At 40.4% G+C, this 16,909-nt stretch carries 15 protein-coding genes and 2 other RNA genes; 6 read left to right on the top strand and 11 right to left on the bottom strand.

Annotated features, from left to right (window positions below):
• Positions 1–55: 55 nt before the first annotated feature.
• The 3 genes from ssrS to CVD23_RS21715 all read right to left on the bottom strand — a co-directional run bounded on the left by ssrS (position 56) and on the right by CVD23_RS21715 (position 889).
• A non-coding RNA gene (ssrS, locus tag CVD23_RS00310) (6S RNA) lies at positions 56–249 on the bottom strand.
• A 105-nt stretch (positions 250–354) separates the two neighbouring features.
• Positions 355–504, bottom strand: coding sequence for a hypothetical protein (locus CVD23_RS21720; RefSeq protein ID WP_180955447.1), 150 nt, complete (start codon positions 502–504; stop codon positions 355–357).
• A gap of 238 nt (positions 505–742) precedes the next feature.
• Positions 743–889 (bottom strand): hypothetical protein, encoded by a 147-nt coding sequence (locus tag CVD23_RS21715; protein WP_180955445.1) that lies wholly within the window; start codon positions 887–889, stop codon positions 743–745.
• Between the two features lie 287 nt (positions 890–1,176).
• On the opposite strand from CVD23_RS21715, the gene CVD23_RS00305 reads away from it, so the two are divergent.
• Positions 1,177–1,383 (top strand): hypothetical protein, encoded by a 207-nt coding sequence (locus CVD23_RS00305; RefSeq protein WP_101577424.1) that lies wholly within the window; start codon positions 1,177–1,179, stop codon positions 1,381–1,383.
• 197 nt (positions 1,384–1,580) lie between these two features.
• On the opposite strand, the gene CVD23_RS00300 is transcribed toward CVD23_RS00305, so the two are convergent.
• Both CVD23_RS00300 and CVD23_RS21710 read right to left on the bottom strand, forming a co-directional pair.
• Positions 1,581–2,504 (bottom strand): S66 peptidase family protein, encoded by a 924-nt coding sequence (locus tag CVD23_RS00300; RefSeq protein WP_101664639.1) that lies wholly within the window; start codon positions 2,502–2,504, stop codon positions 1,581–1,583.
• Positions 2,505–2,588: 84 nt separating this feature from the next.
• Positions 2,589–2,729 (bottom strand): hypothetical protein, encoded by a 141-nt coding sequence (locus tag CVD23_RS21710; RefSeq protein ID WP_180955443.1) that lies wholly within the window; start codon positions 2,727–2,729, stop codon positions 2,589–2,591.
• A 374-nt stretch (positions 2,730–3,103) separates the two neighbouring features.
• Here CVD23_RS21710 and fdhA point away from each other — a divergent pair, with 374 nt between their 5' ends.
• Together fdhA and CVD23_RS00290 are read left to right on the top strand one after the other, a co-directional pair.
• Positions 3,104–4,321: a formaldehyde dehydrogenase, glutathione-independent gene (gene fdhA / locus CVD23_RS00295; protein WP_101664637.1), complete on the top strand. Its 1,218-nt coding sequence runs from the start codon at positions 3,104–3,106 to the stop codon at positions 4,319–4,321.
• 763 nt (positions 4,322–5,084) lie between these two features.
• The gene (locus CVD23_RS00290; RefSeq protein ID WP_101664635.1) at positions 5,085–5,702 is read left to right on the top strand and encodes a TrkA C-terminal domain-containing protein; all 618 of its coding nucleotides are present in this window, start codon (positions 5,085–5,087) and stop codon (positions 5,700–5,702) included.
• A gap of 73 nt (positions 5,703–5,775) precedes the next feature.
• Here the strand turns inward: CVD23_RS00290 and CVD23_RS00285 are convergent, their stop codons facing one another.
• Together CVD23_RS00285 and CVD23_RS00280 are read right to left on the bottom strand one after the other, a co-directional pair.
• Positions 5,776–7,350, bottom strand: a complete 1,575-nt coding sequence (locus CVD23_RS00285; RefSeq protein WP_101577431.1) for an ABC transporter permease/substrate-binding protein — start codon at positions 7,348–7,350, stop codon at positions 5,776–5,778.
• Positions 7,350–8,474, bottom strand: a complete 1,125-nt coding sequence (locus CVD23_RS00280; RefSeq protein WP_101664633.1) for a betaine/proline/choline family ABC transporter ATP-binding protein — start codon at positions 8,472–8,474, stop codon at positions 7,350–7,352. The genes CVD23_RS00285 and CVD23_RS00280 overlap by 1 nt, the downstream gene beginning before the upstream one ends.
• 489 nt (positions 8,475–8,963) lie before the next feature.
• Here CVD23_RS00280 and CVD23_RS00275 point away from each other — a divergent pair, with 489 nt between their 5' ends.
• The 3 genes from CVD23_RS00275 to CVD23_RS00265 are packed head-to-tail and all read left to right on the top strand — an operon-like array spanning position 8,964 to position 11,166.
• Positions 8,964–9,551, top strand: coding sequence for a copper resistance CopC family protein (locus CVD23_RS00275; protein WP_101664631.1), 588 nt, complete (start codon positions 8,964–8,966; stop codon positions 9,549–9,551).
• A 4-nt stretch (positions 9,552–9,555) separates the two neighbouring features.
• A complete protein-coding gene (locus CVD23_RS00270) occupies positions 9,556–10,647 on the top strand; it encodes a copper resistance D family protein (protein WP_101664629.1) in 1,092 nt (363 codons plus the stop codon).
• Between the two features lie 18 nt (positions 10,648–10,665).
• Complete coding sequence (locus CVD23_RS00265) at positions 10,666–11,166, top strand: PCYCGC motif-containing (lipo)protein (protein WP_308303499.1); 501 nt, start codon at positions 10,666–10,668, stop codon at positions 11,164–11,166.
• A 149-nt stretch (positions 11,167–11,315) separates the two neighbouring features.
• Here CVD23_RS00265 and CVD23_RS00255 read toward each other — a convergent pair whose 3' ends face one another.
• The 4 genes from CVD23_RS00255 to smpB all read right to left on the bottom strand — a co-directional run bounded on the left by CVD23_RS00255 (position 11,316) and on the right by smpB (position 16,883).
• Positions 11,316–12,653 carry an amino acid permease gene (locus CVD23_RS00255; RefSeq protein WP_101664627.1) on the bottom strand — a complete coding sequence of 446 codons (1,338 nt, stop codon included), beginning with the start codon at positions 12,651–12,653 and terminating at the stop codon, positions 11,316–11,318.
• Positions 12,654–13,530: 877 nt separating this feature from the next.
• Complete coding sequence (locus CVD23_RS00250) at positions 13,531–14,892, bottom strand: amino acid permease (protein WP_101664625.1); 1,362 nt, start codon at positions 14,890–14,892, stop codon at positions 13,531–13,533.
• Positions 14,893–15,918: 1,026 nt separating this feature from the next.
• Positions 15,919–16,258: a transfer-messenger RNA gene (gene ssrA, locus CVD23_RS00245) on the bottom strand.
• A gap of 157 nt (positions 16,259–16,415) precedes the next feature.
• Positions 16,416–16,883 carry an SsrA-binding protein SmpB gene (smpB, locus tag CVD23_RS00240; RefSeq protein ID WP_101575978.1) on the bottom strand — a complete coding sequence of 156 codons (468 nt, stop codon included), beginning with the start codon at positions 16,881–16,883 and terminating at the stop codon, positions 16,416–16,418.
• Positions 16,884–16,909: the final 26 nt, after the last annotated feature.

The following is a 16,909-nucleotide window of genomic DNA, read 5'->3' as shown; positions in this document are numbered from 1 at the left end:
TTGCATATATACAAAAAAACCAGTTGCCAATTGGCGACTGGTTTGGATTTAAAGATTAAAAGCCACGTATGCCGTATTAATATAAGAAAGTTTTAAACCACCACTCCTTAAAGTGGGTGTTCGCAGAAACCTTCCTGCATGTCCTCCTTGTCATATAGACAGAGGCTTGTCATTTCAGCTTCAATTAAAACTCCCGATTACAGCTTAAAGGTTAAAACTTTATTATGATTACGAACAACGCAGCCAGTATTACTATAATACCCATTTCACATGTAAAGTTCAATGATTAATGATTACTATGAAAGGATATGAAAGGAAAAAGTGACGGCTGTTCAGCCTCCGTTGATCTTCGTATTAATCGTCAATAAGCGATCTTATCGTATCTTTAGTTTCCTTATTTTCAGCTACTGGCATTGACTTAGAAGTTCGATCTTTGCCAGTGCCAGAATGGTAATCGGTTAATGTTCCGGTATCTTTTGGCGGGTATTTTTGCTTATCGTCCATTCTCTTCCTCCTAACCATTTGAAATTAGCCTTAAAGTTATTATCACTGAAAGGAGCAGTAATTATTCACATGGTATAACTAGGATCTGTCGGATTGACTAGAACGATAATCAGCATGAAGGCTTTCTTGTTCTGCATAGCATAAGGAAATAGATTTTTTGTGCATCAATTATCCATTGTCAAGCACACTTTGATCGATTGGCTAGAAATGAGCTGCAAGCTGTCATCCTTTCTGCAGGTTATTCTGCATTTTTAGGTAGTGGTGCCCCTAAACCTTGAGGATTTGACTCATCATCTGATTTTTCTTTTCCTTTGCCCTTTTTTAGTCCTTCGAATTCATTATGCTCAAGTAAGTTGTCGTCAAAACTGAACTTGTTGTCTTTCATACGCATCACCTCCATTTAAATAAGTTGTGTAGAAAAGGTGAAAGTATACTTATAAAAAACATATGTTATATTTGTTTTAACAAGACAGGGGTAGATTTTTTTCCGTATGTAAGAAAAATACAGGCTTAGAAACTCCCCTTTGCAATCCTCTCTCACAGCCTTTTTGTCTGCCACTAGAAATTGTGGTTGACTCTTACAACCTAAGCCTTATGGTAATGCACTTTCTTTAATTTTCCCTTATATTCACAGATATTTTGTCGCAAGTTAAGGAGTAGGAGGTGATTTATTTGGACGAAAACGAACTTACACAGCTTTTTCCAGAGCCAAATGACCTTAGGGGATATCAAGCACACTGTGCTGAACATTCTCCTCGTTGGGAAGGTCAATGTAAATCAAACAATTATGACGCGTTCGAGGATGCGAAGGCACACGATGAGGGTGCACATGGTGGAAAAAGGACTGCCACTGTGTCCCGGAGCAGTTGCACTCCTTAGTTACAGATAAGAGTAGCCTAAAACGGTTACTCTTTTGTGTTATGCGAAATGGTTAACCAGAAGTATCGGCTGACCTTTAATATGAACTGGCAGGTAGTTTAAAAAGAAAAACTTGTGTATCGCATAAGACCCAAATTTGTGTATGAAGAAAAACGTCTCATACAACCCGGTCCTTTTTGATTGGATGTTTTATTACATCACAAAGAAACAGTTGGTTCGAGCACAGTCAATGTATTATTTACCGTATCGAGATTAACAGTAGCACCTATTGGAATAGCAGCTTTATAAACACCGTGCCCTGTAGCAAGGTTGACCATCAAAGGTTTTCCCAACGGGACTAACCAATCATTAATTAAGTCTTGATACGTTGTCTGATAAGAAACAAGGCAATCCGTACATTGTCCCATGATAATTCCAAGACAATCCTGGAATTTACCTGACATCGTGAGTTGCGTAAAATACCGAAAAATCGTTGTAGTAGGTGCATGAATTTCTTCTAAAAAGAGTATTTTTCCTCGTGTATCAATTTCAAATGGAGTACAAAGGGTATTGAGTAACGAAGTCATATTCCCACCTACTATTGGACCCGTTACATTGCCTGGTACCAAACTCATCAGAGGCATATCCGGTGGATTTTGGATAGTCCTGGGAGAAACCGATGTTGAGGTTGCTTCGAAGAATTGATTAAAATTATAAGCAGGTGTGTCTGGTTTAAAATCAATAAGCATCAGACTATGGAAGGTAATTAAATTGCTAAATTGATACAAACTATTTAGTAAAACTGTTATATCACTATAACCAGATAAAATTTTAGGGTTCTCGCTTATCACTGCAAAATCTAAATAAGGAAGAATGGTCTGAACCCCAGTCCCTCCTCGTGTTGGTAGTATCATTTTCACTCCCGGATCTCTGAACATATCCATTACATCCTCGGCCCTTTGCGTTGCTGGTGCAGCTACGATGCCCTCATAGGCATAAACATGCCTGCCAAAGACTACATTAAATCCCATAACTCTCAAGGTTTGTACTCTGGCATTAATAATATTAGCATCAAGAGGGCTGCCAGGTGTAACCAATCCTATCGTATCTCCTCTTTGCAACAACGGTGGTCGTATCGCCATTTTTTCCTCTCCCTGTGTTCTCTTCAATTTTTTTGGCTCCAGGCCACTCTAAATCGCAAGCTTACAAAGTCATAAACAATATTTTCAACTCACGTCAATAATGTCTCTTTTATTTCCAACTCCAGCTACTTTCAGCATTCCGGTATCCTCATTGACCTTTTCGTGTACCGATTCGATTTCGTGTGATAAACCATATGTAGATATGGTGCCTCTGACGGATCCCAACCCGCGCTCCTTCGTAAGTCATGAACGCGTTTCCCTATGGATTTTAACATGCCTCAGATAATCTGCCTTTCGGTGCTTCTCAAAACTTGGCTTGACCCGGCGTTCTTCCCATTCGAAACTACAGATCATCATTACAAATGTATATGAAAAGACAGTTTATTTTATCAACAAATAATGATATGAGACCTTCTATATATATTTTTCTATTCAATCCATCTCGGTATTGCTTAGTTGTGCTATCTGTCTGGCACCTCAACGCGAACAACAAAACCTCATCAATTATTGAACTTGTCAGAATAAATGGAATACCCCCTCATATAATGGTAATGTTTACAAGCTTTGCAGCTATCTATTATTTTAGGGGAGTGATTTGAATGGCCGGTAACAAAGCGGTAGTGTATGTTGAACCAGGAAAAGTAGAAGTTCACGACATTAGCTATCCAGATCTGGTTCTAAGAGATGGACCCGGGGTGAACCCATTGAATGTCGGAAGAAAATGCAACCATGGTGTGATCCTTAAGGTTGTTACGACTAACATTTGTGGCAGCGACCAGCATATGGTACGAGGTCGGACGACAGCACCAAGTGGTTTGGTATTGGGTCATGAGATAACAGGCGAGGTTATTGAAGTAGGAAGTGATGTTGAATTTATCAAGAAGGGTGATTTAGTTTCTGTTCCATTTAATATCGCGTGTGGCCGATGCAGGAGCTGCCGGGAACAACATACGCACATTTGTGATAATGTAAATCCCGACCGTCCAGGTTCGGCATACGGATACGTAGATATGGGCGGCTGGGTCGGCGGACAATCGGAGTACGTAATGGTTCCTTATGCTGATTTCCAGCTGCTGAAATTTCCTGATAAGGATCAAGCAATGGAGAAAATTCTTGATTTAACAATGCTTTCCGACATTTTTCCAACTGGATATCACGGTGCTGTCAGTGCCGGAGTAAAGCCAGGCGCGACCGTTTATGTTGCGGGGGCGGGTCCGGTAGGCCTGGCTGCTGCTCATTCTGCACAACTGTTGGGAGCATCTGCCGTTATTGTTGGTGACTTGAATGGTGAACGTTTGGCACAAGCTCAAAGCTTTGGCTGTGAGACAGTAAACTTACGGGAGTACCCAAATCTTGCTGAACAAATTGAGCAAATTTTAGGCGTTCCAGAAGTTGACTGTGCCATAGACTGTGTTGGCTTTGAAGCACATGGCCACGGCATGTCCCATGGAGAGGCTCCAGCAACTGTTTTGAATTCGATTATGGAAGTCACCAGAGCAGGAGGACGACTGGGTATTCCTGGACTGTACGTGACCGGGGATCCTGGTGCTGTTGATGATGATGCCAAAGACGGCACTTTAAAAATCCGGCTTGGTTTAGGCTGGGCAAAGGCTCACACCTTTGTGACCGGACAAACGCCAGTCATGAAGTACCATCGGGAACTAATGATGGCGATTTTGAGCGGCAGAGCCCAAATTGCCAAAGCTGTAAATGCTACGTTAATTTCTCTTGATGAAGCTCCTAGTGGCTACAAAGAGTTCGATAGCGGCGCATCGAAAAAATTTGTCATTGACCCACACGGCCTGGTGAAAAATTAGTTGTTCGATTGTTGGCGGCCAATTCCAGTCTGCTGAACCTCATTGTTCTTTACATTGCTTCAATCAGAACTCGTACCAATAACATCGTTCTGTTTACTTAGGTTCCATTGGATCCGCGGGAACTGATGGGTAAATATGATTCATCGAAATCTGAAAAAAACGAAACAACCCTTTATGAAATGCCGTAAAGGGTTGTAGCCGTTATTCAATTCAATCATGGAATGAAAAATTTTTATCAACTGCGCACCCCGTTCAACAGAAAGAAGTTAAATTAAACTTGAAAGTAGTTGTTCATAATTCCTTGGGGATTTTTCAAAATTCTTTGGAATAAGGACAAATAACACATAGCTGTTATTCTGGGTGGGATTGGACTGCTATCCGTTGGTTATCTGACTTTTGTTCTAGAAAAACAAATAAGAAAGCAGAAAAACGAAAAATAAAATCCTCTTTCATTAACGGTTGCAAGCTTGAAGATTGGAGCGCTGTCATTAATGGCAGCTTTTCTTATTGGCAATTGAATTTAATTGAGGGTTGGTGTCATTGAAATATTAATAGAATCTTCTACGCTTAATAATCCCGTCCATACTTATCAAACTTAGTTCGGCATTCCGGGACGGTGGATGGTATGTTCACCTAATTCAGCTTGAATGGTTCCTGGTAGTCTGTAATAATGATTTTAAATACGATTGTGCGCAAAAAACCCATAATTCTTCAACAACATTTTTCCGTATATACTTTTTTAAAAAGGATGGGAATGTAGCTTATGCCTAGGGCCAAGATGCCAGCCTACGAACGAATCGCAATCGACATTGCGAACAGGATATACACTGAGAAGTATAAAGAGGGAGAAAAGATCCATGGGAGGTCGACATTAGCGAGTGAGTATAATGTATCCCCGGAAACGGTCAGAAAAGCGATAAAGATTTTAGAAGATGTGGAAATTGTCCATTCCACAAAGGGAAGCGGCGTAGTCATCGGAGCCCGGAAGAACGCCTTTAAATACATCAACAGGTTTTCCAATTTGGCAAGCATCAGAGATTTAGAAAAGCAAATGAAAAAGCTGATTGAAGAGAGAGAAAGGCTGGACGCACAACTATTTCAAACAATCGATAATATAATCGATTATACAGGGAAACTGCGCCATACGAATCCGCTTGCTCCAATAGAAGTGGAGATATCAGCACGGTGCAGCCATATCGGCAAAACCGTTTCAGAGGTGAAATTCTGGCAAAATACTGGCGGCACCATTATCGGCGTGAAAAGGAATGGCGAACTAATCATTTCACCTGGACCATATGTGAGCATTGAGGCTGGAGATGTCATGTTAGTTATTGGTGATGAAAAGACTTACGACCGCGTCATGAATTTTCTGGCGGAGTAAACATGAATGGGATATGATGATGCACGTTATTTGACTAGGATTACAAAAAAACAAGGCGGACAGATCCGCCTTGTCAGTCTACCAATCCTTCCTCTTTAAGAAACTCTTCTGCAACCTTCTCTGGAGATTGCTTCAGACTATCCACTTTATAGTTCAGCTCGCGCATTTTATCGTCCGTAAGCATACCTGCCAGTATATTGATGGCTTTTTCCAGCTCAGGATATTCTTTTAATGTCTCATCCTTTACCAATGGAACCGCATAGTAAGGAGGGAAGAAGCTTTGGTCATCTTCCAGCACTTTGAGGTTGAACTCCTTGAGTAATCCGTCCGTTGAAAAAGCATCAATTACGTCACTTTCTCCGCTTTTCAATGCTGTATACCTCAAGCCGCCATCAACCGCCTTCACATCCCCAAATTGCATATTATACTTTTCGGCAAGTCCGGCTAAACCATCGTCCCTGTTCGTGAACTCGATAGTCGCGCCAACGGTCAATTCGTTACTTACGGCGGCCAGGTCCGAGAAAGTCTCCAATCCGTATTTGTCTGCAGTATCCTGCCTCACAGCCAGCGTATATGTGTTATTGAATCCCAGCGGCTTCAATGTCTTAATATTGTACCGGTCGGCAAACTCATTTTCGACAATATCATAGACTTCATCAGGATCGTTCGAAACCTCTTTCTTTAAAATACTGACAAGCCCGGTACCGGTATATTCCACATACATATCAACATCGCCATTATTAATGGCATTGAAGACGACCTGCGTCCCGCCAAGGTTCAGTTTTCTTTCTACCTGGAGATCGGTTTTATCCTCGATGACATCCGCTACCATATTCGCTAAAACCATTGACTCACTAAAGTTTTTCGACCCGACGACAATTTTATCCTCCGCGCTGACCATCGGATAGACATAAGCCATTCCTATGCCTGCTAATATCAGCACAGCAGCAGCTGTCGGAATGAGGACCTTCCTGTCATAACGGCGGCCAGTACTCTTTTTGGCCATTGAGGCACTCGTTTTATTCGTATATGAAATCCTTGATTCAAGCTTCCCAACCGTAAAATCGATAAGCAGGGCCAGAATACAAGCAGGAATCGCCCCGGCAAGAATCATATGGTTATCGACGGTTGACACACCTGAGAACACAAGATAGCCAAGTCCGCCAGCTCCTACGAATGCGGCAATCGTCATCAGTCCGACAGCCGTTACCGCAGAAATCCTGATTCCCGCCATGATTACCGGGAACGCCAGCGGAAGCTGGATCTTCCTCATCGTCTGGCTTCCGGTCAACCCGATTCCTTTTGCTGCCTCCAAAATATCCGCATCAATATTGGTCAAGCCAGTATACGTATTTTTTATAATCGGAAGCAATGAATAAAGAACAACCATGACGATGGCTGGCGTACTTCCAATCCCGATAAACGGAATCAGGAAACCAAGCAGCGCCAAACTAGGTACCGCCTGGAGGACATTGGCCGAACCAATAATGGGTTTTGATAAGTGTTTGTTCCTGGAAACCAGGATCCCTAAAGGAACCCCAACGATGACTGCAATAAGGACAGAAACGACACTCAGCAATATATGTTGCCCCAGTAAATTAAGAATCTGGTTATAATTAGCCGTTACATAATCGAAAAATGCACTCATTAAAAAGCCACCTCCAAGTCAATCAACTGACTGCTCAACGCAGCCAGGATGCTGCTTCTCGTGATCAGACCGGTCAATTGCTTTTCGCTGTTGACGACTGGCAAATAGCCGATTTTATGATCATTCATCATTTTCAGAACGGAAATCAAATTTGCATCTTTAGAAACGGAAAGAACGTTGCGCTCCATAATTTCTCCGATAACAGAATTCCGGTCTTGCAGCTTGATATCTTTTAACGTGATCAGTCCTAATAGAATACTATTCTTATCAGTCACCAATAGGCTGTCAACCTTGTTTTCTCTCATGATCTCTATCGCCTGCAGCACGTTGCGCTTCGGCGTGACCTTCACAGGATTGGAAATCATGATGTCCTGTGCATTTAAGACCTCTGGGTTATTCCAAACCCGTCTTTTGCCGATAAAGTTTTCAACGAATTCCGATGCTGGATTCTTTAAAATATTCTCCGGCGTATCGTACTGAAGGATTTCCCCATCTTTTAGCAGGCAAATCATATCCGCAATTTTATATGCTTCATCCATATCGTGGGTAACAAAGATTATCGTCTTGTTCAATTCCTTCTGCATATTGAAAAGTTCTTCCTGGAGGGAACTTCTTGTGACGGGATCTAATGCGCTGAAGGGTTCATCCATGAGGATGATATCGGAGTTCGTGGAGAAGGCTCTTGCTACCCCGATCCGTTGCTGCTGTCCACCGCTCAATTCCTTTGGAAACCGGTGCATGTATTCCTTTGGATCCAAACCAACCAGTTCAAGCAGCTCTTCTGTTTGCTTTTCAATTGCTTGCGGATCTTCTCCTTTTAGCTTAGGGATGAGTTCGAGGTTTTCCTTGATGGACATGTGTGGGAAGAGCCCGGTGTTTTGAATCACATACCCGATATTCCTGCGTAATTCAATTGGGTCGACAGTGGAAATATCCTGGCCATTCACAAAAATCTTCCCGGATGACGGCTGAATGAGTCTGTTGACCATCTTGAGCAAGGTCGTTTTTCCGCATCCGCTTGGGCCGATGAAAACTACAAGCTGCCCGGCTTCAATATTCAGGCTGAAATTGTCTATGACTGTTTTTTTATTATATTTTTTGATGATGTTTTCAAACTGAATCATCCTATACCTCCCTATTTACTTTTTTGCTTTTCTACTGAAAGTAACAACTTTATTATAACACAAAAGTTGTTTGTTTGCAGAGCAACAGCAAAGGCAGGAGGTAATAGACAATATCGGTTGCCAGTATATCCTGCAATACCGAAAAACGCCGTAAATGAAGTGCCTGCGGCGTTTTACTATTATTAACAATCTATTTAAATCCCGGGTGATATACCTTGATGCGCAGCTCGCAGCAATTACTGCCGTCACGTACGATTGGTTTGTTCATTAATCTACTATATTAAAATAGATTTAGACTAAGTTCCTTCGGATTAACTCCTTATCCAAATGCATCTTCCTCTTTTATCTCATTTTCCGGTACTCCAAACATTTTTACCAACACTATTAATACCAGTATTTAAACGAATCTGGTAATATACAAAGACTCGTTTGAATAATAATGATAGTTTTGGTAGAATTGAGAACGTATTTTGTGAATGGAGGTCTATTATGACAAAGAAATTATTTATTTTAACTATAATGTTGTTCACTGCATTTGCTACTAATGCGTTTGCACACACTGGGTTAGAAAGCTCTTCCCCAGCGGATGGTCAAGTTGTAACAGAAAACCTAGATGAAGTGAGTTTAACGTTCGAATCAAAAGTAGAACAAGGTAGTACATTTGAGTTGAAAAATACAACTGGGGATGTTATAGCAATAGACAACATCATTGTTAGCGAGAATCAAATGACAGGAAGTTTATCACAGACACTTGAAAATGGCAGTTATCAAGTTTTATGGAAAATCGTCGGATCCGACGGACATCTGATAGAAGGACAATATTCTTTCACTGTAGAGATACCGGTTGCAGAAACGCCTGCTGAGGAGCCTGCTGAAGCGCCAGATGACGAGCCGGTAACAGAAGAAGACGAACACAAACAGACTCAGCAAGAAAAACAGTTGGAAGAGAACAAAGCAGGTCAATCTGCAGAGGCTTCTGATAACAAATTGCCGTCTTTTGTGATCCCATCCATTATCGGTGCTTTAGTTATAATCATCATTGTTAGCTTCTTCTGGCTGATGAGGAGGAAGAAATAGTTTAATGTTAGTTTTGGGAGTCATTAGTGATACTCTTTTATATCTTTGTTTTGCCCTCCTTATCGGCAGTTTTCTTTTATATCTCGTACCTGCTGGCAAACGGCCGGATATACACGTTCCAAAAGGAGTTTTAATGACTGCAACCGGAGGAATAGCGATTTTTTCTTTTATCCCGGTCCTATCGTTAATCTTACATTTGTATCAAGATATCGGGTTATCCCAGACGACACAATCTGTCTTATTTACCTTTGAAATAGGGAAAGCGTGGATATTCACTTACCTTATCTCAAATATTTTATTTATCTATATTGTCTGGTTTGATTACCGTAAAAAACAGCTGTATGCATACGTGGGCATATTCTTTACAGTGGTGTTAATTTTGGCACTTGGTTACTCCAGTCACGCTACTTCTATAGTGGAGTGGAAAGGATTTCTCACCCATACATCCCACTTTACAGCGATCAGTGTCTGGGTTGGCATACTCATTATTGTAAGTTGGTTTTCAAAAGATCATTCCAACTGGCTGCGCTTTCTGAAATGGTTTACGCCTGTAGCGATGGTTTGCTTCACAGTAACAATTATTTCCGGGCTTATCTTAATGAGTGTTGTAACGGATTTTAAGGATTACACAAATGCTTGGATGATTCCATATGGGCAAGCATTGCTAATCAAGCATTTATTAATTGTTCCACTACTTGTCTATGCTACTATGAACAGTTTATTGATCAAAAATAAACTAAGAAGTGATGAGAATTTCAATCCAAAACCTTGGACTAAAATAGAAAGTGTTGTGATATTGCTGATATTCTCAGCAACAGCAGCAATGGGACAGCAATCCCCTCCTCATGAAACACTGGTGACGGACACAAGTGTGTCTAAGCTTTTTAAAATATTTTATCAAGGCGAATTTCAACCTGGTATGACTGTAGAGCTTATATTGAACACAACAAGTGTTTCTCTCATTATTCTTTCGGTTCTGTTTTTAGTTTTAGCACTTTTTACATTGATCAAAAAAGCGCCGGCAATGTTATCATTCTGTATGAGTATTCTATTTGTCTTATCTAGCTATTTATCTTTGATTATAAGTATTCAATAGGAAAAGTGGTGAAAGAAGATGAAGAAGTTCATTTATCCAATGCTACTAAGCTCTATCATCATTTCTGGTTGTGCGTCAAACGACAGTGGCAGTGAGCATCCTGAAGAGAATCTTCGTGAACAAGAACATAACCACGCTGAACAAGAACAGCCAAAATTGGAGTATGTAATCGGCAGCAATGATTGGTCCGCGATTATGGATTATACAGATAGCAAAGAGATCCTGGAAGCTTATCAATTTGCGGTTGAACACCCAGAAGTGTTAAATTACATGCCTTGTTATTGTGGCTGTTACGAAGAAGACGGGCATACAAGCAACACAAATTGTTTTGTAGATTCAGTTGACGGCGACATAGCTAAATTAGACACCATGGGCTTTGGCTGACAAGTCTGTGTTGATATCGCCCGTGAGGCGAAACAAGAGTTTGAAAAAGGTACAGATTTAAAAACGATTCGTGAGAATATCGATTTTAAATATGAGGGTAAACATCCAACACCTACACCAATACCAACGGCATAGGCATAAAAAAGAACATCGCTAGCGATGTTCTTTTTTATTGCTTTTCGTATATTAACTAAATAAAATTCTTCAAATCATTATTTTTTTCACACAACCTGATTACCTTCCTTTTTAAGGAAATAAATTGTGCTTTGCATTACTGATAGAATTTATTCTGTCTTTTTTAAAATGAATGACAGTAGGATAAGAATTCCTACCGTTACAAGGCATACATATGTGCCAATTACATTATTTGTGTTAAAAATAAACGCCAAGAAGATCAAGGCCAACATCAAGATTGCAACGATCGTCATGAATGGATACCATTTTACCCGGAATGATGGCTGGCCATCATATTGAGGGCGAAGCTTCAATTGTGCTGCACAAATACTTAGCCATATTAATATTATAGTAAAACCAGGAATGGACATAAGATAGCCGATTACCTGATCGGGCGTCCTGTAGGCTAGAAATACTCCCATCAATATACATATTGTCGTGATCGCAATACCATTCAAAGGAATTCCATTTTTTGTTGTTTTTAAGAATGCTCTTGGTGCTTCTCCGCTTTGAGCCATCGCAAACAATGTTCTTGATGTGGCATAAATTCCTGAGTTTGCCGCTGATAATACTGCGGTGATCAGAACGAAATTCATGATATGAGCTGCGCCGGGAATCCCTGCCATGTCGAATACCTGAACGAAAGGGCTATCTTCTGATGAAACTTGGTTCCAAGGTATGATTCCGCAAATGATAAGAATGGGAAGGACATAAAATATGATCACTCTCCAAACCGTGCCCATAATCACTTTCGGTAAAACTCGCTTCGCATCTTTTGTCTCTGTGACAGCAACCCCGATTAATTCTGCACCACCATAAGAGAACATGACAACTAAAAACGCGCTGATAACTCCTCCGATACCGTTCGGGAAAAATCCGCCATGAGCGGTATAGTTGGAGAAAGGATCTTGAATGGAATTAGGGAAGATACCCAGCAGGATGAAAATACCTAATAAAATGAAGAGTATTAAAGCAACGATTTTAATTCCTGCAAACCAAAACTCCAATTCTCCATAGTGTTTTACTTGAAATAAATTAATTCCGACTATGAAAACCGCACACAGTAAACTTAAAATCCATAGTGGGACAGTAGTAAACCAATATTGTAAAAAGCTTGCCGCAGCGATTAATTCTACAATCGTTACGAGAATCCAATTAATCCAATAGAGCCACCCTACGATAAACGAGGTTTGAAATCCAAAAGCTTTATGCACAAGACGCTGAACATTTAAATTTGGATAAACGGTACCCATTTCTCCCAACGCCGCCATTACAATAAATAATAAAAGTCCTCCTATTAAATAGGCAACCACGACACTCGGACCTGCGATACTTAACGTTTCAGAGCTGCCTTTAAAAATACCCGTTCCGATCATACCTGCTAACGCAATAAACTGGACATGTCTCGGCAATAAGCCTTTTTTTAAATCCTGATGATTTGTTTCCATTCCGTTTTTACCTTTCTATCCTAAGATCATCTGAACACCGATGCAATAATAACCTCAACCACCCCGTACAGTAGAAGCTTTTATATTGTTGGTTATGACGACTTACCTTATTAAATGGTAACTCCAAAGGCTGATTAAGTAATGTCACTCGTTTTACTCATTTCCACAAAAGCATCGGCTTTATGGGTGACCACAAAAAACTACCTTATCTAATTTGCCGTTTCACTTAAACGCTTTTTAGCTTTTATGCTTTTTTGTATTAAAGTATTATTATATTAATATATCATTTTCGAATGGTTTGTCAACAAGATAAGCATTGTTCAACCGGAGTTTGAGTGCATATGATGCGCAAAAGAGGTTATTGCACTGATAAAGCATAAAATTTCTCACCGACCATGAAAATGCTAACCTATAAACTAATACTTTTTTCAGTAAAGGACAGGTTATGATAATGATTAGTGAATACGAACAACTTTTATTTCTTAAAGAATTTGGTCGACTGTTAATGACTATGAAAAAACTAGCAATGAACAAATCATGGAAGCTATATACTGCGACCTATTAATACTTGCTTTTGCCATAAACAGCACATCTGATTAGCTATAAAATAAAAGCAAGGAGCAAAACTCCTCGCTCACAAGCTCAGAACAGTATGCTCAGGAAATATTCTTAGTGAGATTAACGACCCTTACGTTTTTCGCTGTTTTTCTTTTATAATAAAAAAGAGAAGTGCGCTAACACTTCTCCCTGAGCTCCACCGTCAAGGTGGAGGTTGTCAAGGTTTAGTTCGGGTCGAAAAGTATATATTATTACGTATATTCTTACTTTTATTATGTCTCCATAAAGGGTAACTTGTTTATTCAGAAATAGATACCTTTCACTGATTCGCTTGATTCGCCTTCGTTTTCCGCATCTTATAAACCGCAATCAGCAAAATAAACCAAACAGGAGTTATGAACAAGGCAACACGAGTATCTTCCGCAAGTGCTAGCACGACAAGAACGAACGACAGGAAAGCGAGGATCAAGTAATTGGAAAATGGATAAAGGGGCAATTTAAATTTATTCACTTTCACTAGATCTGGTCTTGTTTTACGGTATTTCAAATGGCTGATGACAGTAATCCCCCAAATAAAGATGAAACATACTGTAGAAATACTTGTAATAAGCGTAAATACTCCTTCTGGCATTACATAGTTCAAAACAACGGCAATTAGAATAACGACAGTTGAAAAGAACAATGCATTCGATGGTACTTTACGGGAAGTAAGTTTTGTCAATGGTACAGGTGCATTTTTATCTTTGGCAAGTGAGTATATCATCCGGCTTGTACTGAAGATGGCGCTGTTACATGCCGAAGCTGCCGATGTCAGAACGACAAAATTGACGATACCAGCAGCTGCAGCGATACCAACCGCAACGAAGACTTGTACGAATGGGCTTGCCATGGGGTTGATGGCGTTCCACGGATAAATACTCATAATGACAATCAGTGCGCCAACGTAGAAAATTAAAACCCGAATAGGGATATTGTTGATTGCTTTTGGGATAACTTTTTCTGGGTCTTCTGTTTCACCTGCTGTAAGTCCGACAAGTTCAATGCCAACAAACGCAAACACCACCATCTGGAATGAGAGGATAAAGCCATTTATGCCATTTGGGAACATGCCGCCGTGGCTCCATAGATTGGTGAAGCTAGATGCGCCTGAATTGGTGGAAAAACCTTTAATAATCATAAAAATACCGATAACAATTAGTGCTAGAATCGCGATGACTTTAATTAATGCGAACCAGAATTCCATTTCGCCAAAAAGTTTTACTGTTGCAAGGTTCATAATTAGTAATATTACAAGCGCAATCAATCCTGGCATCCACTGTGGTACTTCAGGAAACCAAAATTGGGTATAGAGACCAACTGCTGTTAAGTCGGCCATTGCGATTGAAATCCAGCAAAACCAGTAGGTCCAGCCGGTGATAAATGCTGCCATGTTACCTAAATAGTCGTTGATAAAGTCAACAAAAGAATGATATTTCAAATTGGTTAAGAGTAGTTCTCCAAGTGCGCGCATGATTAAAAAGCAAATTACGCCTGTAATCATGTAAGCAAATAAAATCGATGGTCCTGCTAAGTGAATAGATTTTCCTGCTCCAAGGAATAATCCGGTTCCGATTGCCCCGCCAATAGCGATTAGCTGTACGTGCCTGTTTTTAAGGCCTCTCGACAATTCTTGTTCCTGCATATGATTTCCCACTCTCTGCTTTTCTAGACTGTTTGCATCTTTTTGCTGATCATACATTTTTTAATAATAAATTTAAAATCAAATAATTACAAATTGATATCCAGATAAAAGTTTAACATCTTATCAGTTAATTCGACGGCAGCAAATGTTTATAATATCGAATAAATCAATATTTTTCGTGATAAATATTCTTATCCAAAATCTTCCCAAGAGCCCAACTGTAAAGCTTGATTATAGTTTCGTCATACACCCTCAAGGCTATTTCAATTTTGCCTTTAATGTATTAAAAACAATAGAAATCGGATATTATTCACACATATATGGGCCCGGGCAGAATCGCGATTTTCTGTCGGGACCCTATACATAACTAGTATACTCCCTTATATTGATACTAAAATCCTTTTACCCTGTATAATTTACTTCAGGTAAATCAATGTAAATCGCCAACAGTTCTTTACTTTATATGAAAAAGAAGTTATTGGAGTATAAATCATCAATATCCTAGTCGTTTCATTATGTTTCTTTTATATTCTCCTAGTGACGGATATGCAAAAAAACCACATTTTTGATCGATTGGGAGGTAAGTAATTATGACATTTGTTATGCTTTACGTCACATTTGTATCAAACAGTTCTTCCTAAGCGTGTCATTGAAGTAGTTGAAGCATATCAGTGCAAAGCGGCAAAAATATGGTTCAAGTCACAAAAAAAATAAAAAACCACCATAGTTATGTATGGTGGAGACGGTGGGACATGCTGTTCCATGCTTTCGTCATGGCACTGACTATATCTTGAACCTGAATGATCAGGTCCTCTGGCGTCTTATGCGAAATGTAAATTTACTTGGGATCAAGCAGGATCTCGCATCCTAGTACTACCATTCAGGTCATGGCAGCCTATAAGTCGATACACGGCTGTTGGATTGCTCCACATACCGCTCGGCATTGCCTTATCGCGTCCGCGACTTAGGTTTCACCGATAAAGCCAGATTTTCACTTGTGTGTTGCCACACAAGGCGACTAATTACTAATCGAACCCACGTCCAAGAATATTGGCACTTAAGCTTCTACGAGTGTAGTCGACATATTAGCGTTTCGCGGCAACCTTCTGCCTATCGACAGGCGTCCGGGCAGCTAGTCTGGTTGTTCTCTTCCTTCATCCTCAGACGGTGGAATCCGGCGTAGCCCACTTAAAGTGAGTCCCTTACCCTACCACATGGGCAATGGAGGGAGGAACCGCTATCGACTGTTATTAAGCAGCGAAAGCGAGGTTGTTGTTTTCTTTGCCAGTTATAGGCTTTGACGTTTTAACGAGGCCGATCCCCTCGACTCGCAACCTAAGCTCAAACTATCCCTGTCGAATCCGTAGCGTCCCCATTATTAAAGGTCCTGCAAGTCTTTTTTTTCAGACTGTCACAGGCAGGCGTTACGTACGCTCAAGATCATGAGCATTAAGTTTTGCCACCAACAGTGACAATTACTATTATACCATATTGCTGGCATTTTTCAATAGTGGATACTCATATCATATCTTCTGTCTGTCCCGGAAGGCCCGCTCGATGTCGCGTTTTGCTTCTTTCTTTTTCAAGTCTTCACGCTTATCGTATTTCTTTTTACCTCTGGCAAGGCCAATTAATACCTTCGCATATCCGTTTTTCAAATAAAGCTTGACAGGAACAAGTGAGTATCCCTCTTCTTTTGTTTCACCGATCAGCTTACTGATCTGCTTTTTATGAAGGAGCAGCTTTCTCGTTCGCAATGGGTCGTGGTTATAGCGGTTTCCCTGTTCGTACGGGCTGACATGCATATTGTATAAAAAGACTTCGCCGTTTTGGATTCGTGCGAAGGCATCTTTAAGGTTCACTCTGCCGGCGCGAATTGCTTTAATTTCAGTACCTTGCAATACGATACCTGCTTCATATGTTTCTTCAATAAAGTAATCATGGTATGCTTTTTTATTTTGTGCGACAGTCTTTCCCTCGCCCTTTGGCATGATATTTCCCCCTTTTCCCCTCAGCA

Source organism: Bacillus sp. V33-4, from assembly GCF_002860225.1.
GTDB classification, from domain to species: domain Bacteria; phylum Bacillota; class Bacilli; order Bacillales; family Cytobacillaceae; genus Bacillus_BJ; species Bacillus_BJ canaveralius.
The sequence above is the reverse complement of the archived record's forward strand: the minus strand, read 5'-3'. Positions and strand labels throughout refer to the sequence as shown.